Origin of the sequence: Lysinibacillus sp. NPDC093712 (assembly GCF_050280025.1) — a bacterium.
In the GTDB taxonomy this organism is placed as follows: domain Bacteria; phylum Bacillota; class Bacilli; order Bacillales_A; family Planococcaceae; genus Lysinibacillus.
This window is the reverse complement of sequence record NZ_JBNNUU010000001.1, coordinates 976,298-1,001,003: the sequence shown is the minus strand read 5'-3', so window position 1 is coordinate 1,001,003 and position 24,706 is coordinate 976,298. Positions and strand designations below refer to the sequence as shown.

Below are 24,706 nucleotides of genomic sequence, written 5' to 3'. Positions count from 1 at the left end.
GGAGACATCTTGGAAACGATTAATTATTAAAATCCTAAAGTGGCAAGGCTATTTATCGGTGGAATATCTTTATAGTCTTAGGTTTTTCTCAAGGTTTAATCTTCTTTCTAATAGGGGCAATTTTATGCGTTATTATTTCAAATAAAAATAATAAGAAAAGCCGATTAAAAGGTTTTAGCGCTTCTTATAATCGACTTTTCCAAAACTATATATTAGAAATTAAAAGTAATCTCGATTTCCTTATCAAACAATTTCGCCTGAATGAAATTTTCTCCTGATTGCACTTCCCCGAACAAAATGTCATTTAACAATACATTAGCTTTTAATAAAGCAGTATAGTGTTGGATGATTCTCTTCGTTTCAGCATCTGCAGAGATTGAAATCGAAATATATTGTTCAACAGGTAATTGCCATTTTTTTCGTGTATCTTGGATCGTACGTATTAGCTCTCTTATTTGCCCTTCCTGAAGTAAGTCATTCGTTAGTTGGGTATTCAGTAAGACACGACATCCATTCTCTTCTGCCAATACATAATGCTCCTTCACAAGCGACTCTTTTACCACATGTGTTTTTAACAAAGTACGTTTTTGATTATCTATGTCTAATTCAATCGCACCTTTTAACTGTAGTGTATTTTTCTCAGCTTCACTTAATTGCATGACATAATCCTTTACTTTGTGCACCTGTGGTCCAAATGCTGCACCAGCTGTTTTGTAGTTTAGTTTGTAGTGAATGGTTTCATAAGCAGTAAAGTCCTGTGTCCACTTACATTCCTTCACATTTAATTCATCTCGAATAATATCATTATACTGAGCATAATCTTCCACTTCTCCAACTACTGACATCACCATTTCCTTTAATGGCTGCTTCACTTTAAGTCCTTCACTATTACGAATACTTCGACCAAGTTCAACTACTGCAAGAACATTGGCCATCTGTAGTTCAAGTTGTTGGTCTAGTATTTTTGCATCGTACTTCAGATAGTCTTGTAAATGGACACTTTCACCACATAAACTCCTGTATACATCTTCTGCAAGAAAAGGCGTAAATGGCGCAAGCAGTTTACTTACGTTTGTCAGCACTTCGTACAATGTACTGAAGGCACCACGTTTATCGTCTGATAGCCCGTTTGCCCAAAAACGTGACCGCGAACGACGTATATACCAATTGCTTAGCTCTTCAACAAGTTTGCCAATTTCCCTTGTAGCTTGTGTCATTTGAAAATCATCCATATATTTTGTCACAAGCTGAATTGTATGGTGTAACCGGGATTTTATCCAATTATCTAATTTCGTCCGTTTACCAGTTTTTTTAGCATCGTATTGAAAGCCATCTATATCCGCATACAACTGATAAAATTTAAATGTATTATCGAATGTATCAACGAGTTTGGACTTTGCCTCCATCACAATTTTCTTAGAAAACCGCTTCGAATTCCAAGGTGAACTATCCACTAAAAATGCCCATCGTAAAGCATCTGCACCATACTGTTGAATTAATTCAACTGGCTCTAATGCATTGCCTTTACTTTTCGACATTTTTTGTCCGTGCTCATCTAATACATGGCCTAAGGACAAGACATTTTTGTATGGCGCTTTCCCTGTAAATAATGTGGATACTGCTAATAAACTGTAGAAAAAGCCGCGTGTCTGGTCGATGCCTTCTATGACAACATCTGCAGGAAACTGATTGGAAAATGCATCAACATTATCAAAAGGATAATGATGCTGAGCGAACGGCATTGAGCCACTATCGAACCATACATCAATCACTTCAGGTGTACGTTGCATATCCCCTTGACATGAGGGACAACTACAAATTACGTCATCGATATATGGTTTGTGCAGTTCCATGTTTTCGTCCAATGCTTCTTTTGCTAGTTTATTTAGCACAGCAATACTATTTGGCGCTTCTTCATGACCACATGTCTCACAAATCCATATATTTAACGGTGTACCCCAGTAGCGATTTCTGCTAATGTTCCAGTCTACGATGTTTTCTAAGAAATTGCCAAAACGTCCGTGTTTAATATGGTCAGGATACCATGTTACTTGTTCATTATTTTGTAGGATTTGATCTTTTAATGCCGACATTTTGATAAACCAGCTATCTGTTGCATAGTAAAGTAGTGGTGAATCACAGCGCCAGCAATAAGGATAGCTATGTTCATATTTTTCTTTAGCAAACAGCAGCCCTTTTTCCGCAAGCATTTTGATGATATCGACATCGCAGTCTTTGACGAACTTACCCGTAAGCTCCGGCACTTCTTCTGTATAACAGCCTTTGACATCCACCACATTGATAAAAGAAAGCTGGTGTTGTTGCACAGTTTTATAGTCATCTTCGCCATATGCCGGAGCAGTATGCACAATGCCCGTTCCACTTTGATCCGTTACATAGTCTGCTAATACGACAACATGCCCTTTTTCAACTGTTACATATGAAAATGGCGGTTGATAGGCAACACCGGCAAAGTCTTGACCTACATGCTCACTTAACACTTCAACAGGTGCAGAAAATACTTTATCAACAAGTGTTTTAGCAAGGATATAAATGGTATTGTCATGTTTTACCCTTACGTATGTGATATGTGGATTCATGGCCAACGCTACATTGGCAGGCAATGTCCATGGCGTCGTCGTCCAACCAAGAAAATATTCGTCTTTATCTTTTCGTTTAAACATCGCTGTTACCGATAAATCTTTTACATCCTTATAGCCTTGTGCTACTTCATGAGAGCTTAAAGACGTTTGGCAACTTGGGCAATAAGGGGACACACGATGCCCTTTATATAAAAGCCTTTCATGATGCACATGACTTAAAATATGCCATACAGATTCTATATACTCATTACTTAACGTTAGATAAGGATCATCCAAGTCAATCCAATAGCCTAATTGTTCGGTAAACGTACGCCATTTCTTTTCGTACGTAAAAACGCTACCTTTACATTCCTTAATAAATTGTTCTACACCATAGTTTTCAATTTCTTGTTTACCGGATATCCCTAATTTTTTCTCCACACCTAATTCTACAGGTAACCCATGTGTATCCCAACCAGCTTTTCGTTCAACGTAGAAACCTTGCATTGTTTTATAACGCGCCACGACATCTTTTATCGTTCTGCCAAAAGCGTGACCGACGTGTGGTAAACCATTTGCTGTTGGTGGTCCTTCGTAAAATACAAAGGGCTTACTGGCAGAACGATTTTTAACGGAAGCTTGAAACGTTCTCTCTTCCTCCCATATTTTACGAACTCTTTCTTCTCTCTCTACAGTTGTCTCGTTGTTCTTCTTGACTTCCATATAATTTCCTCCTATACAGTAGTGTATAAAAGGCATACAAAAAACCCCGTCCCAAGTAAGGGACGGGGTTAACCGCGAATACCACCCTAATTCTATTGAAAACCGCTCAATAGCACTCAGCAACGTACAATCATACGTGTTCTTTTTAACGGTAGACACCCGAATTAGCTTACTCATTTCAGCTAATCTTCTCAGAGAGGATCTTCATGAAACATTTGCACACCGACTTCCACCAAAATGTCGGCTCTCTGTAGAACAAAATGAAACACTACTCTTTCTCATCAACGAATTTGTATGCTTTTATTGTCACTCATCGTAACAAACTGCCATTTACTTGTCAATATTCAGACAATCTACGACGCTTTGATGAAGTGCCGCATATTGAGGACTTTCAGCTGTTTTAATATAAAAACTTTTTAAAAATGTTTTCCAGTTAAATCGTACTATACGATAGTGTTGGACATCAAGCTGTTCCTTTTGAGCAGCCAACGTTGCCATCGTTTCATTTAATAATGCGATAACTTCTTGCTGCTGCAAACCTTGTTCCAGCATTGTGAAAATAGGTACTAATAGCCTTTCATCCTCATCATGAATAAAGGCATAATCTGTTTGCAACATCATGTTCCATAAAGGACGTAAAATATCCATAAAAGAAGCTTTCTTGAATTTCGGGCTTTTCACTAATTCATCTACAGCGTCTGACGCATGTGCCACACTATGAGCCCACCCTTTTACAGGTATATAGCCTCTTACATCTTTTTCAGCCAATAAATAAGTGCTGAACCTATTTGTCAGTTCCTCGATTTTGTGCACTTCTATAAAATCAGCTTCATTATCTTTTGCTAATATTAGTGCGATTAGTAACAAAGTAAACGTTCTAGTAAAAACTGAATCTGAATTATCTTCTCCAATGCCTTCACATAATAAAACAGTTAAACAGTAGTCCAACGTGTCGCTTAATATGGCATGATCTAATAAATTTCTTTCTAAAATCATTGTATAGAAGGAACCGTAGATTAAACCGTCTCGCAGTTCGCTATCTACCGAACCAATATGTGCAACCATAGACTGAATGAGTATTTGTTGATCTGCTTGTTGCCAGGCATTACTGTCATTTAGGAATGCTTGTAGTTCCTGCTTTAACTCCATTTCACTTAATAATTGGCCCTGTAATATCATATGTAGTTTCCCCTTTTTTTGTGTTTATTATAGGTCATAACAATGACTTTTTTTATGTGCCTTGCAGATTTTTCACCGCCAACATCGAATGATCCTGCATGATACCTGTTTCAATAAAACCAAATGAAGCGTATAATGTTTTCGCTGCGACATTCCCTATATGGTAAAAGAGGGATACATATTCTGCTTCCCCATCTGGCATCTTTTCCATTTCCATTAACATTTTTTCAAAGGCAAGTTTGCCATATCCTTTGCCCTGATAACTCTTTTCAATCATTATATGCCAAACAAAATAGCTCTTCTTTCCGTAAAAAACTTCCTTTTCAAATGATTCATGATCTAACGTATCATAAATATACATTAAAAATCCGACCGCAATCCCATCGGCATAAATGGCAATAGGATTTGCAGGTATCCCATCGGCATTTAACATATGAGCGTCAGCAAAGCTTCTCAAATTAGTTGTTTCTAGAAAATCTTTCTGATTTTCTGCCACTTCAAGTGCTATTACTTCTTCAATGTTTTCCCCAGTTATCTTTCGAAATTCAATCATTTTTCCACCTCTTCTTAGACATTCAAGCAAAAATACCTCACACATAGAATGAAATATCATAATCAATCTTGATTTAAATGCCATAATTTTTCCAATGAAATGTCCGCTAATTTATAGCCATACTTCTCAATTAGCAAACGATCAATAGCGATTTCTGGTTGCTCGGTATAAAATTTTGTTATTACATCACAATGCGCAAGTGCTAAATGCTCTGTTAATTGCTTTGCCAAATCCGCTAATGGCTCAATATGCCCGTCTTGGACATCGCTTTCTGAATAAATGCTAACGGATACATAATTAGTTCGTTGCTCGTCTTCATAAATGATAAAATCAGCTATATCCAATTCTTCCACAGCAACCTTTCTTCTTTCATCCACGATAACCAAGCTGTAATGGACTCGTTGTATACGTATTGTCCAGACTTCCAAATCTGTTAACCGTAATGTCCGTTCGAAATAATCAATCAATGATAAAGCTCCTCTAGTCATTATTATACAGATAATTACAATAATTGCACCTTAATCCAAAAGAAAAAACAGCTTATACTTGTAAGCTGTTTTTTTGCGTTGCTACTCTGAAATTTCGATTTCATCCAAATTCGCAACAAAATCGTATTGATTTATTTGTGTTTGTAAACTATAGGTGACATTGACGTTTTGACCGATTGTGAATTTCATCCGTTAATCATTGGTATACTTAATACTACTTTCTTGATATAGCCCATCTAACTTCCAACCATCATTAAATCGAACATATGTAAATTCCTTTTTCCAATTATCAGTGTACACAATAACTTTGCTGCTCCATGGAAAGGTCGAAGCGGAGAGCTGTCCGTGGCGAACAATAGATATGTCATCTACTACCTGAAGGAGTGTAGTAGGTGTAATTGTATTCAATATTAAATAATGATGTCGATCTGGAGTATCCTCAATTTCTTGCATTACCTGTTTGTGGAAGTTAATCACCTGTAGATTTGTCTGATAAAGTGAATAGACTAATGAACTACCAAATATAACGATTAGTGTTAGCACAATAAGAACATGCTTTTTCATTAATCCTATGTAAAACGCCCACTTTTTTTCTTTATTATATAAATGGATATATATTGCTATACTTATTGGCCATATAAATAGTAACTGCCAATATAGGACAACCCAAAAAACCTCGCCATCTGAAACGAAATATCGAATAGCATTGTAATTCAACAACCATAATGGCATCGACCAATGCCAAGCTGTTTCTACTTGTGACATACTTTTTATATAAATCAATAGGAGTGGGATACTGAGGAAAAAAGCAGTCGCATTATCCAATACGGCAAATAACAACTCATCACCTCCTTTATTTTAGTAAATATTGGAATTATTGTACCCGAAATCAATGATAAAGAAAAGGTTAGTTAGTGACTTTTGTACAAAAGTAAAATGAGCCTGCAATCAAACAGGCTCGAAAATAATCACATTGACCAACACCCAGTAAGTATAGGAGTCGAAAGGAATCGAGCTATAGCTAATTTCTTATCGATACTCCTCTACTATTTTTATCCCTAAGATATCTTTATAATCTATGAAAGGTTTAGAACCATCATTCCCAATCGCTTTACTATATTGCACTTCTACCTTATCGCCAACTGTTAGCGTTGGGGGGACATCAACTAAAGGGAACCATGTTCCATTTTTATGTTTTTGCACAAGCTCTTCAACGGATAATTGACCTACATCACTAATATCGACACCTGAAATTACTAAAAATTCATGTTCCTTTATTGCTAAGACTCTTCCACTTCTTACTGGTGTCATAGTACTTTGCTTATCAGGAATTTTATATTTCTCTCGTAAGGAGGCAATGTCTTTATGATAATACTGGTCTAAAAAGTCCATGGCTTCTTGTTCGACAAGCCACACCCGAATTTGATCACTAGTATCTTTATAATCGGCACGGCTTACTTCCATTAATAGATTCACTGTGGCGGATTTATAAGCAATCGCCTTGGCATATTCTGCAATAAACTCTTCTTCTGTCATTTGCAGTTTTTGTAGCCGTTCATCTAGTGTAGGCATTGTATCATTACCAAATACATCCATAATTAATTCGAGTTCTTGATTTACTTGCTCTTGTGAAGGCACTATCTTCTTAGATTTTGCATATGCAAAGTTCGATTCAAGATATAAAAAATTATCAAAACTTGCTCGATAGAGACGTTTTTTCCCATTCATGTAAGAATCTTTTTGTAGCTGTATTTCAATAATTCTTTCATCTAAAACTTGTGGAATTAATGTGGCTAGTTGTTGATGTTCTTTGTATTGATTAAGTATAAAAACTCCTAAACATATGCTCAAAATCATGGTTAGCACACCATATTGCCATCTCTTTGAAGATTTTTTTTCGTGGTGCTGTTCTATATGCTGAACAACTTTATCCATAACACGCTTTTTACTTTCTGTTAAATCCCTTACTTCTCGAATATCGACTTTACTCATGCAAAAGCACCTCCCATTCAACCTGTTGTAGTATCGGTTTTAGTAACTCTCGCCCACGTCGTAGCCTCGTTTTAATAGTACTTTCAGGAATATTTAACAGCTTCGCTATCTCCAGCACAGACATTTCTTCAAAATAAAAATGGATGATAACCTCACGTTGCTTTAATGGTAGAGTTAGGATAGCATTTTCAATTAATGATTTTTCATCTTGCTGAACAAGCATATCTCTTCTCTTGATTGTTTGTTGAGTAAAAATCTTTTGTTGCACCTGAATTTTCCGATATGTCCAACTCCTTAAATAATCTTTACTCCTGTTAATGACAAGTGTCGATAAATAAGCCTTTAACTCGCCACGTTCATCGTACTTTTGCTGGTTATTATAAAACTTTATAAAAACATCCTGTACGATATCTTCGGCACTTTGTAGATCTCTTACATAATAATAAGCAAGACGAATAAGTCGTTCTGTGTGCTGTTCCATTATTTCTTCCAGTTCCCTTACTAGCAACGTCTCGCCTCCCTTCTCTACCCTATAAACGGTGCTCAGGATCTAAAGGTTTTATTTTCTGGAAATTTTTATTGTTTTTTATCGAAAAAAGGAAGAATCATTGGTTTTACATATGATGAGAGCACAATATTTGTAGAAGGTGTACCGTAAGGCATCGCGTCATCAATAAACTGTTCTAACGTTTCAACTGAGTATGTTGCAAGTTTGACAATATAGCTAATTTCGCCAGCTACCCGATAGCACTCAAGGACATCTGGATGGGCATTACAAAAATTCGAAAGACTTTTACAATCGATTGACTTAAACAAAATAATAGCCTGAATAGATCGATCCATTTTCTTTAAGTTCACTTTCGTTGTATAACCTTCGATACTCCCTTGCTCTTCTAGCTTTTTAACACGTTCAATGACAGCTGGAGATGACAAATGAACAATTGTCGCTAACTCTTTCATTGAAATTTTTGCATTTAACTGTAATTGGCGCAAAATTTCCGTATCAATCTTATCCATTAGAATCCACCTTTTTTAATAAATTAATTTTCTAATAATTCCTTTGAATATTAGGAAAACACTCATAATTACATTATATAGCGTATGTAGTAAAATCACTTCATTTATTACAATTAAAGCTATAAAGGAGGCTACACAACATGAAAAAAATATTATTACTTTTAGCAAATGGTTTTGAGGCTGTGGAAGCAAGTGTCTTTACAGATGTACTAGGCTGGAATAAATGGGAAGGTGATGGCACAACGGAAGTTGTTACAGTGGGCTTACATAAACAGCTACAATGTACATGGAATTTTCAGGTCACACCAGAAAAATTGCTACATGAGATTGCACTAGAGGATTTTGATGCGCTTGCGATTCCTGGAGGCTTTGAGGAAGCGGGTTTTTATGAGGATGCTTTTAGTGAAGAATTTCAGCAAGTTATTCGTCACTTTAACGATTTTAAAAAACCAATTGCGACTATATGTGTAGCTTCTCTTGCTTTAGGACATTGTGGCATATTACAAAATAAAAAGGCGACAACCTACAATCATCCAACAAGTAAACGATTAGAGCAGCTCCGTTCTTATGGAGTAAATATTGTCAACGAACGAATTGTACACACAGAACACATTATTACATCATCGAACCCAGGCACTGCTTTCGATGTTGCCTTTGGTTTGCTTGAAATGCTAACAACATCTGAAAATACAGTGAGAGTAAAAGATTTAATGGGATTTAAATAACACAAAAGGGTTTCAGAGCGCTCTGAAGCCCTTTTTTAAGAAGCTTACTTTTGTTTATTAGGCTTACCCCATCGATAGTTTTTCACGCTTGCTCTTATGCAAAACGACTATTGCTGCTGTAATAAGAATCATCCCCATAAAAGCAGGAGCTGTGTGGCCAAGTAATACATAGATTTGACCTCCAATGATTGGTCCAATTATTCTTGCTAAAGCTTGAATTGATTGGCTAGCTCCTTGAATTCTGCCTTGCTCACTCGAATCGACTGACTTCGAGAGCATTCCATTGAAAGAAGGTCCAAAAATCGAATCGCCAAATCCAAATAGAAACATTCCAGCGATTAAAAGAGGATAAAAGGTAAATAAAGCCGATGCTGCAATGAGACTGTAGCCTAAAATCTCCGATAACATTCCTACAATTGCAATCTGTTGATCACTAAATCTTTTCAAAAGCTTTGGCATTATGAAGCCTTGTGAAATGATGTCTTGCAAGCCCATAATTGAAAACATAAGCCCGATTAGCGCAGGCTTCCAACTGAAAGTATCCATTGTAAATTGTGAAAAAATTGCTTGTAACGATCCGTTCGGTATCCAAAGTAAAAATGCTGAGACAAGTAGTCTATTTAAGTTTTTTATAGAAAGTACATTTGCAAGCTGGATAAATGGATTTAATCTAGAAAAGGTAATCTCTTTTAATCTATTTTTCTTGTTCAAGCTTTCAGGCATAAAAAAGAAACCGTAAACAACATTCAATAAAGTTATAATTGCGCCAAAGTACATCGGTGCAGAATAATCAAACTTGGCAAGTAATCCCCCCAACGTTGGACCAATGATCGTACCAACACCTACAACGGCACTAACCCATCCAAAGTATTTGGTTCTCTGCTCTGGAGGAATGATGTCTGCAAAATATGCGAAGATTGTACTTATACTTCCTCCTGTAACCCCTTCTATTATACGCCCAACAAATAGTACCCATAGAGCACCACCTATGCCAAAAACGAAGTAGCCGATTGCAGAACCTAAAAGGCATAATAGAAGCAATGGACGGCGACCATATTTGTCACTTAAAGCGCCAAGTGCAGGGGCTGTGAAAAATACGCAAACTGCATATACAGAGGTCAGCAATGTCACAATTACTGCTTGTTCTCCTTGACTACTCGTATATGGCTGCACTAAAAATGGAACGATAGGTATTATAATACTGAAGCCTATTCCGCAAAGAAACACCGAGATAAGGCCGAATATTAATGCGTGTTTATCTATGGTTTGTTCTGTACTTATTTCATTGTGTGATTTAAAGTTTGACATGTAAATTTCTCCTTGAACGTTATTATTTTATTTCCTAGGAAACAAAATAATAACACCATTTTGTTTCTTAGTCAACAAAAAACAAGAAAAAGAAATGGAAGACAAACGCTATATAATTCTTATTGTTTTAAAAAAACCTATTCTAATAATATCAATCTCGAAAAAAATCCCCCTAAAATGGCAACCAAAAAAATGCAGACCGATTTAACTTTGGACGGACTGCATTTAGTATTATCTTTCATATTTAATTTTCTACTACCTGTTCTTAATTTAATGATTCCTTTAAAAAATCAAGAACCAGAACCGTTTCATTTCTATTGCTTATTATTTAAAACCAGGAAAATTTAAAAGTGCAGAAATGTTGTTTATAAATAAGAAAATTGCCATTACACCTATTACTATAATCATTAGCATATTTTTAAATGAATCTTTAATGCGTACCTGTGCTAAAACGCCGCAGATTGCTGTACATGCAATTAGAAGCGCTCCTACTGCAAGCCAACTAGCAGCCCAATAACCGATAATTAGAGCTACTGCTGAAATGAGTTCGATGACACCTGTGATTACTCGAAACCATTGTGGTAATCTCAATTTATTAAATTCTTCAATAGGTGTTTTAGCACCCCTCAACTTCCCGAAACTTGCCATAAAAAACATAAGCATCAAGAAGGTCTGAAAAATAATCGATACAATATTCATGTTCAAACTCCCTTTTCCCTCAATTTAATATTATTTTGCTTTGTTAGAAACACTGATCCAATCGGAGAATGATCATCTTCATTGCATTAGTTTCTAATAATTTTGGACAACTCGATTATCATTTCACTCCTTTAAATGTTGTAGCCATTTCATAATGTTCACTTATAAGGTAGAAACCTCTTCCATTAGGACCTTACAATCTGTTGCGGTTCGTTAAGTTTTTAAATTCCTTCACTACATTGAGAAAAGTAATTAAGTACCTAATGCTATTAGCGATTGTTGTATTCAGTGTACCTTAGCTTATCGCTACCTTTAATATAGAGCAGTGTTAAACTGAATCCGGACTTAACATTTTTTATTTCCTAAGAAACAAAATAATAACACGCTTTTGTTTCCTGTTCAACAATAAAATAATAATAATAAAAAAGCAACCCTTTTCTTGATAGAATAAGGCTACTTTTTTGTTATCCGAACTTATTCCTGCTTCAAATCTTTATCTTGTTTCTTTATTTCTGCATCCAAATGCGCCCGATACTTTTCTACAAAGCTAAGCATACTATCTAATTGAGCATCAGTTATCTGGTCAAAGACGATCTTATCACGCTCTCGAAACTCTTTGTGGAGCTCCTCATGGATATTAAAAATTACTTTTCCTTGTTCAGTAAGTTTAAAATAGATTTCTTTTTTGTTATCCGCCTTTTGATAGCTTTCAATAAGGCCCTTTTTTATAAGTTTCTTCGTTAATTTACTAATGGCACCGCGCGTCATGTAAAAGAACTCCGCAAGTTTAGTTACATTGGAATCTATATTTTTTTCAATGTATTCGATGCAATGTACCTCTGAAGGTGTATGCCCTTTAAGGCTTTCTTCCATCTTATCTTTATTAAGCCAAACCATTTTGTTATATAAGTCCCGAAATCCCATGATAATTTGTTCTTCTTTGTTCATGGTCAGCCGCCCTCCTACTCGTTGGTGCATTAACAATATTATAGTAAATTTTTGTTTCTACTTCAACAATATTAGAGAGCACTTTAACATCGGTGTTCCGCCAATTCCGCAAAAAAAAAACCGATCTCCTAAGAGATCGGTTTTGATAAAATAATTATTCAGCAGCTTTCGCGCGAAGAACCATTTGTAGGATACCACCGTGACGGTAGTAGTCTACTTCTACTTCTGAGTCGAAACGAGCTAAAGCTTGGAAAGTTTTAACTGTACCGTCTTCAGATTTAGCAGTAACTGTTAAGATATCACGTGGTTTTACGTTGTCAGTAATGTTTACAGAGATTTCTTCTTTACCAGTTAAACCTAGAGAATCAGCAGATTCACCGTTTAAGTATTGTAAAGGAAGAACACCCATCATTACTAAGTTTGAACGGTGGATACGCTCGTAAGATTGTGCGATAACAGTTTTCACGCCAAGTAGGAATGTACCTTTCGCAGCCCAGTCACGAGAAGAACCCATACCGTAGTCATTACCAGCAAGTACGACTAAGCCAGTACCTTGCTCTTGGTATTTCATACATGCGTCATAGATGTACTCTACGTCGCCTGTTGGCCAGTAAGTAGTGAATCCACCTTCTGTACCAGGAGCTACTTGGTTACGGATACGGATGTTTGCAAATGTACCACGCATCATAACTTCGTGGTTACCACGACGAGAACCATATGAGTTGAAGTCACGGATTGCAACACCGTTTTCGATTAAATATTTACCTGCAGGTGTATCTTTACCGATTGCACCAGCTGGAGAAATATGGTCAGTTGTAATTGAGTCACCGAACTTCGCCATAATGCGTAAGCCGTCTAAGCCTTTGATAGCTTCTGGCTCTTTAGCAAGACCTTGGAAGAATGGTGGGTTTTGAATGTAAGTTGATTTGTCATCAAATGTGTATAGAGACTCAGTTGATGTTTCAATTTCATTCCATTTTTCGTTCGCTGTGAATACAGTTTCGTATTCTTTTTGGAATAATTCACGGTTAACTACAGTACCTAATACTGCATTAACTTCTTCAGTTGCAGGCCAGATATCAGCGAAGTATACTTCGTTACCATCTTTGTCTTTACCGAATGAATCTTTTTGTAAGTCGATATCCACAGTACCAGCAAGTGCATAAGCAACAACAAGTGGTGGTGAAGCTAAGTAGTTAGCTTTTACAAGTGGGTGTACACGGCCTTCGAAGTTACGGTTACCAGAAAGAACAGACGTTACGAATAAGTCGTTGTCTTTGATAGCGTCTTCGATTTCAGGAAGTAATGGACCTGAGTTACCGATACATGTTGTACAACCGTAACCTACTGTGTTGAAACCGATTTGGTCAAGGTACGTTTGTAAACCTGAATCTTCAAGGTAACCAGTTACAACTTTAGAACCTGGTGCTAAAGAAGTTTTTACCCATTTAGGTACAGTTAGACCTTTTTCTACAGCTTTTTTCGCAACTAAACCAGCAGCGATTAATACGTATGGGTTAGATGTATTTGTACAAGAAGTGATTGCAGCGATTGCTACAGCACCTGTTGGGATTTCTACATCACCTTCAGCAAATTTAGCTACAGAAGTTTTTTCGAATTCAGCTTCTGTTAAACCGAAACCTTGAGTACCTTGTGGAGCCACTACTGCTTCTTTGTAACGAGAACGCATTTGAGATAGTGGAATTAAGTCTTGTGGACGTTTAGGACCAGAAAGGTTTGGTTCGATTTCATCTAAGTTTACTTCTAATACATCAGTGTAAACAGGCTCTAATGTTGGATCGAAGAACATGTGGTTAGCTTTTAAGTAAGCTTCTACAACCGCGATGTGATCTTCGTCACGACCAGTTAAACGCATGTAGTTTAATGATTCTTCGTCAATTGCGAAGTAACCACATGTAGCACCATATTCAGGAGCCATGTTAGAAATTGTTGCACGGTCAGCTAGTGGTAATTTAGATACGCCAGGTCCGAAGAACTCAACGAATTTACCAACTACGCCACGTTGACGTAAAACTTGTGTAACTTTTAATGCTAAGTCAGTTGCTGTAGTTCCGTTTGGAAGATCGCCAACTAATTTAACACCGATAACTTCTGGGATTGGGAAGTATGAAGGTTGACCAAGCATACCTGCTTCAGCTTCGATACCACCAACACCCCATCCAAGAACGCCGATACCGTTGATCATTGTTGTATGTGAGTCAGTACCTACTACTGAATCTGGGAATGTTTCGAATGTACCGTCAGCATTTTCGTTTACGTGTACAACTGGAGCTAAGTACTCTAAGTTTACTTGGTGAACGATACCAGTTGCTGGTGGTACAGCACGGAAATTATTGTAAGCAGTTTGAGCCCATTTTAAGAAATTATAACGCTCAGCGTTACGTTCGAATTCAAGGTCCATGTTTGCTTGTAATGCAGATGCATTACCGTATTTGTCAACTTGTACTGAGTGGTCAATTACAAGGTCAACTGGAATAGCAGGGTTGATTTTGCTTGGGTCGCCGCCCATTTCTTTCATTGCTGAACGAAGAGATGCAAGGTCAACTACTACTGGTACACCAGTAAAGTCTTGTAATACAACGCGAGAAGGTTTGAATGGTACTTCTGCTTCTGGATCAGCACCGTTACCCCATTTTGCTAATTCGTTTACGTGTTCTTCTTTGATTACATACGCATCATATTGACGTAAAACAGATTCTAATAAAACTTTGATTGAGTAAGGAAGGTTTGAAACTTTTGCAACGCCAGCTTTTTCAATCGCAGCTAAGTTGTAATAATTGTAAGTTTTACCATTAACTTCGAATGATGCACGGCTGTTGTGTAAATTACCTTGTGCCATTTGCGGATCCCCCTAAATATCTTTTTGAAAAGGCCTAATGTAAAGCATCTTTTCTCCACCACCCATGATAGCGTATTTATATTCATAAGTAAATTACATTAATATTATCTTTTTCAATAAGTATTTCTTATGACATTAAATTTAACTCGTTTAATTTACATGAATGAGCGAATTTGTGACGAAAATGACATATTTCGGCCTAATTTATTGTGAACATTTCTTTAAAAAATATTCATATATAGTTTTGAACAATAGCAAAACTATTTGTTTACTATAAAAACACAAGGAATATATCCTTAATGCACCAAATTTTGAGAGAAAAAGTTGATGTTGCAATTATGTTATGTTGCTAACCGTTCATTTGTAACAAGTGATTTCAACCTAATACTCAGCTTTTGGATTTGATCCGTTGTAGTCGTCATCATTTCAAGCATTTGATGTTCATCCTCTACTGAAAGTAAAATCTCACCTGTAGAAGCTGCATTCTCTTCGGTCATCTCATTTAGTTTTTCAATTTGTTGTTGAATTTTTTCAAACTGTTGGATAGCACTACTTAATTCATTCATACCACTTGTTAAATCTGTATTGGTCTTTGCATAAGATTCTTTTAATACATTGAAAAAATGGCTGACTTCCTGCAACAGACTTTCTCCGTACTGTAATGCTTTTTCCCCTTCACTTGAACGTTGTTGCGCTTCCGTAGATTTTTCAAATAATGTTTTTGTTACATTTGTAATGCTAACAGTAATAGCAGCACTTTCTTCAGCTAATTTCCGAACCTCATCTGCAACAACAGCAAAACCTTTTCCTTGCTCACCAGCTCTAGCTGCCTCAATAGCCGCGTTTAACGCTAGTAGATTAGTTTGCTGCGCTATATGATGGATTCCTTTTAATAACGTATCAACGGTTTGCAAACTATGCTGTAGCGCTTGGACTGTATCAGCAGTTGAACACATCGCATTGTTCATTACCCCCATTTGAGCCATCGCTTCTTGCATTTTTCCCCAACCAGCTAACACTTCCTGTTGTAGATCACTTGATTTAGATACAGTATCCTTTGATATTGTAAATGTTTTATTTACAAAGTGTACTGATTGCTTCATTGTGCCGTGAATCACTTGTAAGCTTGATGCCTCTTGTTGAATACTTGCTGCAATATCTTCGGTTGCTTGAAGTATTTGCTTACTCGATCCTGAAATATTATTCATAGTTTGTTGAAATAATGTTGCATGCTCATCTAGTTGATCGCTACTTTGCTCAATTTGATGGAAGGTCGCCTGTAGCTGTTCGAGAGAAATCCTTACTGCATGTTGCTGGGTAGCTGCATGTGTAATAAGTTCATTTCCCCATTTCGCAAGTAGGAAGAAAACGATGATTACCCCATTTGTAATAGCTAAAAGTGTAACGAATACAATAATATCGTTAAAAGGCCCCAGTAACGATTCTGATTTAAAGATATATAAAATAACAAAGCAACTGTTTAGTATAACCCCATAAGAGACTATTAGCTCCTTTTTAAAATACAACGCAATAATGGCAATTGTGCAAAGCAAAATATAATGTTTGTTTAATGAAAAGCTATCAAGTAAAAACAATGTAAAGACAATACATGTAGGAATCATGCCGAATATAAAACCTTTAACATATGTACGAATTGGTAAAAAGTAATTACATATAGCTAAAGCAATTACCGCTAGACCAATGAATAAAAATACAATACCTTTCGACAGAATCATAGGACCACAAATAAGAATGGCCAAAATTGAAATGATTGCTAAATTTACTTGATGAACTTTACGTGTGTCATAGCGGATATTTTTCTCCATTATATCTTTCTCCTTTTTAAAAATGAATGGACATTCAGTTTGTTTTTCCATTATTATATAGTATAACTACTATTTTTTGTAGATAAAAAAGGTATTTTAGAGAAAAAATAGGTTTTTTCAAATTAGGAGGAGATTTATTTGATGGAGCGAACGCAAAAAATAGCACCAAACTTTTTTTGCATTGATACAAATGATTTAAATAGGAAGGAACGTACAAGTGCTTATTTACTGATTGATGAAAAAATTGCTTTAGTCGAGACATCAGCTAGTCCTTCAGTTCCCTATATAATGGAAGGTTTAAATGAATTGCAAATTACATTAGAAGATATTGATTATGTCATTGTTACTCATATTCATTTAGATCATGCGGGTGGAGCGGGACTTTTCCTTCAAAGCTGCCCAAACGCAAAGTTGGTCGTACACCCGCGTGGCATATCACATATGGTTGATCCAACTCGTCTAATTGCAAGTGCAAAAGCTGTATATGGTAATGAATTCGAGCGCCTTTTCGACCCAATAGTGCCCATTGCTCCAGAACGAATTATTGAAGCCGGACATGGAGATATATTGTCATTAGGCAGTCAACAGCTTACGTTTTATCATACGGAAGGTCATGCAAAGCACCACGTATCGATGCTTTATTCTGCTACAAATGGATTGTTTGTAGGTGATACTACGGGCGTTCGATATCCAGAGATGGCGGAGGAAGCAATTGATTTAATCATCCCTTCTACCTCCCCTAATCAGTACGACCCTGAAACGATGGAAAAATCTATTCAATTATACGAGGAACTAAATGTACATGAATTGTATTTCGGTCATTACGGTGCATATCAAAACCCTACTGAAGCTTATCGGCAAGTACGCTACTGGACACCATTGTTTTTAGCTGAAGGTGAAAAGGCACTAGCAGCGTCTGATACATTTGCGGAACAAGTTAAATTGTTAGATAGAGGATTACAAACGTTATTACATCATTTTCTACAAGAAAACGGTATAGCAGAAAGCCATCCTGTCTACCAAACGATTCCTTATGATACAATCGTATCGGCCATGGGTATTCTCGACTATTTACAAAAAAAGAAAAACGTCTAACAAAAATCTGCAATGTTTCTCCATACTATTTCGAGAAATATTGCTGATTTTTTTACGACAGTCATTGATTATTTAAATGCTGGAGCACTGAATGAAAATCCTGTTCCTCCCCTATTGCTCGAAAATTTCTAAATGGGTTGCCTACTTGTTTGATTCGCTCAATGACAGCTGGTATTGTAAAGTGTTCCGGTCTTAGTTGTTCATTTACTTCGTCCCAATATAACGGTGTAGCTACTAAACCCATTGGATTACCACGTGTTGAAAATGGTGAAATGATAGTCTTTCCTTCCGCATGTTGAATATAGTCTAAATACAATCGGTCATTTCTATTTTTCTTTAACCGCTCAATTGTATATAATTCAGGTTTTTGCTCACATAAAAAACGACATACAAACGCTGTAAATTGCCGTACTTGTTCATACGAAAAAGCATTATATCGCAATGGAATGTAAACTTGTAAGCCTTTGCCCCCGGAAGTTTTAACGAATGACTGCAACTTAAAATAATCAAATATTTCTTTTAAGTGGCGTGCACCACTTATTGCAAGTGGAAATGCATCTACCGAAGGCGGATCTAAATCGAAAACGATTTCAGTCGGTTTATCAGTGTCGATTGTTTGAAAAGGAATGTGAAATTCTAACGCAAGCTGATTTCCTAGCCACAATAAAGTTTCAAGATTATTGCATAGAATTACCTGATGATCACTAACTTTCTCCGTTGCGACAAATTCCGGCAGATTGTCTGGACTGCTTTTTTGATAAAAACTCTCACCAGGTACCCCGTGAGGAAAACGAATTAATGTCACAGGTCGTTGATGCAAAAAAGGCAGCATAAAGGGTGATATCAGTTGTAAATAGTGCAAATAGCTATCCTTTGTAATACGGATGTCTGGCCATATCGGCTTGTTTGGATGTGTTACTTGTACACTTTTAGGTATCGGCATTAGCTGTCGTTGCATTTGTTGCCAATTACATTCCTGTGGATCCATCTCTAATCGGAATGCATGAAATCGTGGCTCTCTTAACTTTTTGCCATCAAAGTCTATACATGCTATATCAACACAGATGGATGGTTCTAATTGCCATGTCTCATTCAGTTTGCGACCATTTGCTTGGAAAAACGCTATGAGTGTATTTAAATCATCATTTTTCATACCATGTCTAAAAACAACAACTTCTGTTAATTCGCCCTGTTGCTCAACATAACCATGAAAATAACCATTTCCTTTATCAAATTTGGTGACAATCACCGAAACAATTCTCCAATTTTTTATCTTTATCCATTGCGTAGAGCGTACATCTTCCTGCCATTTACTCGTCTTTTTCTTCGCAATAAGACCTTCGCCATTATTATTAGTTATTAAATGCCATAAAGTTTGACTCGCCTCGAAAACATCAATTGCTTGCAAACGTCGGGTCTCTTCATAATTAATTGTAGTCGGCAGCTGCAAATTAGTAAAAAGGGTCGTTAATTGCTGTTTACGTGTCTTTAAATAGCGATTCGCTTGGCTTTCCCCTTTCAAATATAGTAAATCAAATACAACATAATGGCATGGAAAAGATTTTGCGTGTGCAGCTATTACTTCTTTATTTTGCATTCTACCTCTTTGTTGTACGATTGAAAATTCACTTTTATAGTTGTTCATTAAAAAGACTAGTTCACCATCAAATGTTAACGGTAAATAAGCTTTAATTTGATTATAAATAGTTTTACAATACGCAATAATCTCCGGAAACAAATGATTAAGAACATTACCATTTCTACTTATTAAAATGGGTTCTTCTTCAGCCCACTGTAAAATACAGCGGAAACCATCGTATTTTGCTTCGTAAAACCACTCTTCCCCTGTTGGTGGTTCCATTGCTTCTGTTAATAACATTGGTTTCATGATGCACACCTACTTTCTTTTTTCGTCCAGTAGTGACTATTTCTATTTAGCATACATAAAAATCATCAAAATATAACATAGTAAGAAAAACGAGGTGACAACATGCATACAGTTTGGAAGGGCAGTATATCGTTTGGACTTGTCAACATTCCTGTAAAATTACATGCAGCTACAGAAAATAAAGACATCAAATTGCGACAGCTTCATAAAGAATGCCATACACCAATAAGCTATAAAAAAGTATGTGAAGGCTGCAACCAAGAAGTTACAGATGAAAATATAGTGAAAGCGTATGAATATGCAAAAAATAAATTTGTCGTTCTTGATGAAGAAGAAATAGAAAACTTACGTAAAGAAAATGAAGATAAGGTCGTTGAAATTATAGATTTTGTTAAATTAGGCGAAATTGACCCCATTTATTTTGAACGTACTTATTTTTTATCACCTGATACTACTGGCAGTAAGGCGTATGCTCTATTGCGACAAACATTAGAGGAATCAGGTAAAATTGGTGTTGCTAAAATTATCATCCGTTCAAAGGAACAGCTTGCAATCGTTCGTGTCTATCAAAATGCGTTAGTGATGGAAACAATCCATTTTCCTGATGAAGTACGAAGTGTACAAGATGTTCCAAATATTCCGAGCGAGCCAACGATAGTTCAAAAGGAATTGGACGCTGCGTTAATGCTTGTCGATCAGTTAACCACTGAGTTTAATCCAGAAAAATATACGGACGAATATCGAAATGCTTTGATGGAACTTATCGAGGAAAAGAAAGCGACAAATACAGTATCGACAAGCGATAAACGTCCTCTACCTGATAATGTCACCGATTTAATGTCAGCACTTCAAGCTTCTTTAGATAAAACGAAAAAACCAGCAACAAGAAAAAGAGCAACGAAAACGAAGAAAAATGCGTAATGGACGCTCTGTCTCACAAAAAGATAGGCATCGAGAAATTTACTCTCGATGCCTTTATTATGTGCTCATTTGAGTTAAAAAAACGACGTCTCATGTGAAAATGACAAATAAAAAACATACGTTCGCCATTTGTGATACACTAAAATGAAAGGAAGGAGTGTAAAAATGTCTAACATAAACATCGAAGAACGAATGAAACATTATCGTGTGCAAGGGTTAAGTTTATTGTTTATTGAAAATGGGCAGATCAGTAAAATAGAACACCACGGGACTCTTAAAGCAGGAACACATCATCAAGTAGATGAACATTCTGTTTTCAATGCATGCTCAATTAGTAAATTTTTAACTAGCATGTTAGTGATGAAATTAGTAGAACAAGGTTATTTAAATTTAGATGAGGATGTTAATGAGAAACTAAAAGCGTGGAAAGTACCCGAAAATCCATTCACGAAGCACAAAAAAGTGACATTACGTAACTTGCTTTGTCATCAATCAGGGATTATTGACCCTGCTGATAGCTTTTCCCCATTACACGCTCTTCAAGCTAAACCTTCTTCAATCGTAGACTTGTTAAATGGTAAATCTCCCTACTGTCAAAGTCGAATTGAAGTGTCAAATGAACCGTGGCATAAATTTCATTACTCAGATGCGGGCTTTTGTATAATTCAGCAATTAATAGAAGACGTTATGAAACAATCATTCGACGCTATTATGGACGAACTTATTTTTAAATCGTTAAACATGGCAAATAGTACTTTCTCTACGTCTATTACAAAATCACAAGAAAAAATATTCGCTTGTGGTCATCATCAAAATGGCGAATTAGTTACAGGCAATTATCCCATTTACCCTTATTCTGCTGCTAGTGGCTTATGGACTTCCCCCACTGATTTAGCGAAATTACTGCTAGAATTTATGAATGCTATAAAGGGGTCTAGTAAAATTGGTATTTCTGCAAAGCTTGCCAAAGCGTTTATTCAACCACAAGGAGGCAAGGCATGGACTGGTCTAGGCTTATTTCTTGATGGCTCAGAACATGAAGTTGAAATTTCCTCACTTGGTTGGGGGGTAGGATTTCAATGCATGCTCGTTGCCTATCCGTATTTAGAAAAAGGATTTATCGTTATGACAAATACAGATTTAGGTGTTCATCAAATGAAAGGAATCATTGGCGATCTATATAAATCGTTCATGTCTTGCACATGAAAGAGCATGTTAGCCAACACTTGCTCTTTCATTTTCTATCATTAGTCAAATTGCAGTTCTTCTATATTAACCGTTAATTTATTGCGCAAAACATATAAAACGCTTATGCCAATTAAGAAAGTAAGGAAATCCCCTATAAAAATGGACCAAATGATTCCATGGAATCCTGCGATACTACTCATAATAAATAAAATTGGTATCATGATGAGACCTTGTGTCAGAGACATTATCATCGCTGCTTTACCTTGCCCAGTCGCTTGAAAAATTCCGATAATAAGGAATGTAAAACCAGTGACGAATAATGAAAGGAAAATGACTTTAATCACATAACTTCCTAATTCAATTAACTGTGAGTCTGTCGTAAATATACCTACTAAGTGATTGCCCGTTAAAAATACAAGAATCGCAAATAATGCTGCGAGAATCGCTACTGTCATACTCGTAAATTTTATCGTTGATTTCATACGTTTTTTATTAGATGTAAAATTATAGGCAATCAGTGGGACAACACCTTCACAAAGTCCCATAATAATAAGCTCTGGAAATTGCAAAATACGTTGTGATATACCATAAGACGCAACTGCTGCATCTCCATAACTAGCAGCAAAATTGTTGAACACCAATGCTGTTAATCCCATTAAAGCACTCATTAGCGCAATCGGAATACCAATTTTCAACACTTCAAAAACGACTGATTTTTCAATTTTAAAATATTTCATTGATAAAGTTAAATTCTCACTTTTACGAATTATATGCCAGCTATAATAAATTACCGCTCCGATGTTACCAATAAGTGTCGCTAATGCAACACCTGGAACACCCCAGTGACAAGCGAAAATAAAAATGGGATCTAAAATTAAATTAATGCCAACACTTATAAACATACCGACCATTGATACGATTGCAGAACCTTCAGCACGTACAATTTGCTCCAATGAAAAGTTTAATATAATAAATGGCGAACCTATTAGCATTACTAAAATATATTGCTTCGTGTAGTCAAAAGCCGCTGCACTGGCACCTAGCCCTGTTGTAATGCTATTAGTAGCTACAATCCCTACCAGCATGGCGATAATTCCTAAAGCAATAGAGGCGTAAAATGAAAAAGATGATACTTCTTTTATTTGTTCAAGCTTTTTTTCTCCGAGCAGACGTGAAATAAATGTACCGCCCCCTACTCCAATTAAATTCCCAAGTGCCATTAACACTGCAAGGATAGGAATTGTCAGTGTGATGGCTGTCATCATAACTGTGTCGTGTAGTAAACCGATAAAATAGGCATTTAATATTGTATAAATGACACTGACAGACATTCCGAGCATCATTGGTAATGAGAAATGAGCTACAGCTTTTGCAATGGGCGCTTTCTCAAAATAATATGTGTTCTCCATATAAAATTCTCCTTTTTAATAAATCGTTAGATATCTAACTAAATAAGCAGAAGAACTGAATCAATCAGCCTTCTTAATCTAAGTTTTTAATTATGCGGTTTAACAATAATATAAGCTGTTCTTTTTCCTCTTTTGAGAAGTCTTTTGTCATCTCGTCATCTAGCTCTTTAAAAAACATTTGAAAATCCTTAACGATTGCTATGCCCTTTGGAAGCGGTCGAATAATTTTACGACGTTCGTCCGTTAAATCCGTCTTACGTTCAACTAAACCCTTTTTCTCAAGATTCGTCACAATACTTGAAATCGAAGAGCCTCTACGTTGGAAGACGTTCTCCATATGTTTTTGCGTAATGCCCTCTTCCATATGTGAAACTAAGTAATCTAGAGCATGCCCCTGTTCAATCGTAATGTCGTACGATTCGAGCTTTTTGTCTCCTCGCTGCTTCATTTGATGACCAATCATACGAATTTGAAATTGATAATTGACTTCTTTCATCGTATCACCTTTTTCAATTAGATTTTCTTTTTAGTTAGATTTCTAACTAATAATAAATTATCGATCTTTAGAAGTCAATCACTTTAGTTAGAAATCTAACTAATTCTCCGAGTATCATTTTCCAAAATTTATCGGCGATTCCACATAGTTTATCAGCGATTTCTAGCGTTCTTCCGGCGATTCACACGAAGTTATCGGCGATTCTGTACGTTTTATCGGCGATTCTTCAGTTCAATCATAACCACTTCAAGAAATATCTTTCTTTAGATATTAAACCATTTTATGATAACATTTACAAAAACACATATAAGAGGAGTACAATTATGGCGACCATTGAAGACTTTATAGCACTTGATATTCGAATCGGTACGGTTATCCAAGCAGAAGAACTACCGAAAGCTCGTGTTCCAGCGATTAAAATGAACATTGATTTTGGAGAAACTTTAGGAATTAAGCAATCCTCCGCACAAATTACAAAACGTTATACACCAAATGAAATCATTGGTAAACAAGTAGTAGCAATTGTCAACTTCCCTCCTCGTCGAGTAGCAGGCTTTAAATCAGAGGTTCTAGTTATCGGCGGCGTGCCTATAGAAGGAGATGTTATTTTATTAACACCTGATCAAACAGTACCAAATGGCACTAAAATTAGTTAAGTAACTTATCTAGCTTTACTCTAACGATTTCAAAGGATTTTTTTAATCTATTTCACAGGCAAATGGCTATTTCTTTATAGCTTCATCAGCATATTAATAGTAGTGTAAAGCTTAAATAGCCTTACAAAAACTCTCCTGTTTTGGGGTCACTTT

At 36.2% G+C, this 24,706-nt stretch carries 21 protein-coding genes and 1 other annotated feature; of the genes, 5 read left to right on the top strand and 16 right to left on the bottom strand.

What is annotated here, in order from left to right:
• Positions 1-212 precede the first annotated feature (212 nt).
• The 8 genes from ileS to ACQKNX_RS05270 form a co-directional block, all read right to left on the bottom strand.
• A complete protein-coding gene (gene ileS / locus ACQKNX_RS05305; RefSeq protein ID WP_427427915.1) occupies positions 213-3,305 on the bottom strand; it encodes an isoleucine--tRNA ligase in 3,093 nt (1,030 codons plus the stop codon).
• A 55-nt stretch (positions 3,306-3,360) separates the two neighbouring features.
• Positions 3,361-3,599 (bottom strand) — a binding site (T-box leader).
• Between the two features lie 36 nt (positions 3,600-3,635).
• The gene (locus ACQKNX_RS05300) at positions 3,636-4,484 is read right to left on the bottom strand and encodes a DUF2785 domain-containing protein (RefSeq protein ID WP_427427914.1); all 849 of its coding nucleotides are present in this window, start codon (positions 4,482-4,484) and stop codon (positions 3,636-3,638) included.
• 52 nt (positions 4,485-4,536) lie between these two features.
• Positions 4,537-5,037, bottom strand: a complete 501-nt coding sequence (locus ACQKNX_RS05295) for a GNAT family N-acetyltransferase (protein WP_427427913.1) — start codon at positions 5,035-5,037, stop codon at positions 4,537-4,539.
• A gap of 62 nt (positions 5,038-5,099) precedes the next feature.
• Positions 5,100-5,504 (bottom strand): hypothetical protein, encoded by a 405-nt coding sequence (locus tag ACQKNX_RS05290; protein WP_427427912.1) that lies wholly within the window; start codon positions 5,502-5,504, stop codon positions 5,100-5,102.
• 213 nt (positions 5,505-5,717) lie between these two features.
• Positions 5,718-6,365: a hypothetical protein gene (locus ACQKNX_RS05285; RefSeq protein ID WP_427427911.1), complete on the bottom strand. Its 648-nt coding sequence runs from the start codon at positions 6,363-6,365 to the stop codon at positions 5,718-5,720.
• 189 nt (positions 6,366-6,554) lie between these two features.
• Positions 6,555-7,517, bottom strand: coding sequence for a DUF3221 domain-containing protein (locus ACQKNX_RS05280; protein WP_427427910.1), 963 nt, complete (start codon positions 7,515-7,517; stop codon positions 6,555-6,557).
• On the bottom strand, positions 7,510-8,025 hold the full coding sequence (locus ACQKNX_RS05275; RefSeq protein WP_427427909.1) for a sigma-70 family RNA polymerase sigma factor: 516 nt from the start codon (positions 8,023-8,025) through the stop codon (positions 7,510-7,512). Before ACQKNX_RS05275 ends, ACQKNX_RS05280 begins: the two co-directional genes overlap by 8 nt.
• A 68-nt stretch (positions 8,026-8,093) precedes the next feature.
• Complete coding sequence (locus tag ACQKNX_RS05270) at positions 8,094-8,534, bottom strand: Lrp/AsnC family transcriptional regulator (protein WP_427427908.1); 441 nt, start codon at positions 8,532-8,534, stop codon at positions 8,094-8,096.
• 140 nt (positions 8,535-8,674) lie between these two features.
• Between ACQKNX_RS05270 and ACQKNX_RS05265 the strand changes: the two genes are divergently transcribed.
• Complete coding sequence (locus ACQKNX_RS05265; protein ID WP_427427907.1) at positions 8,675-9,259, top strand: DJ-1/PfpI family protein; 585 nt, start codon at positions 8,675-8,677, stop codon at positions 9,257-9,259.
• A 63-nt stretch (positions 9,260-9,322) separates the two neighbouring features.
• Here the strand turns inward: ACQKNX_RS05265 and ACQKNX_RS05260 are convergent, their stop codons facing one another.
• The 5 genes from ACQKNX_RS05260 to ACQKNX_RS05240 form a co-directional block, all read right to left on the bottom strand.
• A complete protein-coding gene (locus ACQKNX_RS05260) occupies positions 9,323-10,567 on the bottom strand; it encodes an MFS transporter (RefSeq protein WP_427427906.1) in 1,245 nt (414 codons plus the stop codon).
• 324 nt (positions 10,568-10,891) lie between these two features.
• A complete protein-coding gene (locus ACQKNX_RS05255) occupies positions 10,892-11,266 on the bottom strand; it encodes a DoxX family protein (RefSeq protein ID WP_427427905.1) in 375 nt (124 codons plus the stop codon).
• A 474-nt stretch (positions 11,267-11,740) separates the two neighbouring features.
• Entirely contained in the window at positions 11,741-12,214 is a 474-nt protein-coding gene (locus tag ACQKNX_RS05250) for a MarR family transcriptional regulator (RefSeq protein ID WP_427427904.1), read from the bottom strand.
• Positions 12,215-12,368: 154 nt separating this feature from the next.
• Positions 12,369-15,074: an aconitate hydratase AcnA gene (gene acnA, locus ACQKNX_RS05245; RefSeq protein ID WP_427427903.1), complete on the bottom strand. Its 2,706-nt coding sequence runs from the start codon at positions 15,072-15,074 to the stop codon at positions 12,369-12,371.
• 341 nt (positions 15,075-15,415) lie between these two features.
• Positions 15,416-16,900, bottom strand: coding sequence for a methyl-accepting chemotaxis protein (locus tag ACQKNX_RS05240; RefSeq protein WP_427427902.1), 1,485 nt, complete (start codon positions 16,898-16,900; stop codon positions 15,416-15,418).
• Positions 16,901-17,041: 141 nt separating this feature from the next.
• On the opposite strand from ACQKNX_RS05240, the gene ACQKNX_RS05235 reads away from it, so the two are divergent.
• A complete protein-coding gene (locus tag ACQKNX_RS05235; RefSeq protein ID WP_427427901.1) occupies positions 17,042-17,995 on the top strand; it encodes an MBL fold metallo-hydrolase in 954 nt (317 codons plus the stop codon).
• 61 nt (positions 17,996-18,056) lie between these two features.
• Here ACQKNX_RS05235 and ACQKNX_RS05230 read toward each other — a convergent pair whose 3' ends face one another.
• Entirely contained in the window at positions 18,057-19,883 is a 1,827-nt protein-coding gene (locus ACQKNX_RS05230; RefSeq protein WP_427427900.1) for a DNA ligase D, read from the bottom strand.
• Positions 19,884-19,985: 102 nt separating this feature from the next.
• Between ACQKNX_RS05230 and ACQKNX_RS05225 the strand changes: the two genes are divergently transcribed.
• Together ACQKNX_RS05225 and ACQKNX_RS05220 are read left to right on the top strand one after the other, a co-directional pair.
• Complete coding sequence (locus tag ACQKNX_RS05225) at positions 19,986-20,804, top strand: Ku protein (protein WP_427427899.1); 819 nt, start codon at positions 19,986-19,988, stop codon at positions 20,802-20,804.
• A 165-nt stretch (positions 20,805-20,969) separates the two neighbouring features.
• A complete protein-coding gene (locus ACQKNX_RS05220) occupies positions 20,970-22,010 on the top strand; it encodes a serine hydrolase domain-containing protein (RefSeq protein WP_427427898.1) in 1,041 nt (346 codons plus the stop codon).
• A 41-nt stretch (positions 22,011-22,051) separates the two neighbouring features.
• Here ACQKNX_RS05220 and ACQKNX_RS05215 read toward each other — a convergent pair whose 3' ends face one another.
• Complete coding sequence (locus ACQKNX_RS05215) at positions 22,052-23,401, bottom strand: MATE family efflux transporter (protein WP_427427897.1); 1,350 nt, start codon at positions 23,399-23,401, stop codon at positions 22,052-22,054.
• 73 nt (positions 23,402-23,474) lie between these two features.
• Positions 23,475-23,897, bottom strand: a complete 423-nt coding sequence (locus tag ACQKNX_RS05210) for a MarR family winged helix-turn-helix transcriptional regulator (protein WP_427427896.1) — start codon at positions 23,895-23,897, stop codon at positions 23,475-23,477.
• A gap of 323 nt (positions 23,898-24,220) precedes the next feature.
• On the opposite strand from ACQKNX_RS05210, the gene csaA reads away from it, so the two are divergent.
• A complete protein-coding gene (gene csaA / locus ACQKNX_RS05205) occupies positions 24,221-24,553 on the top strand; it encodes a chaperone CsaA (protein WP_401016549.1) in 333 nt (110 codons plus the stop codon).
• Positions 24,554-24,706 lie beyond the last annotated feature (153 nt).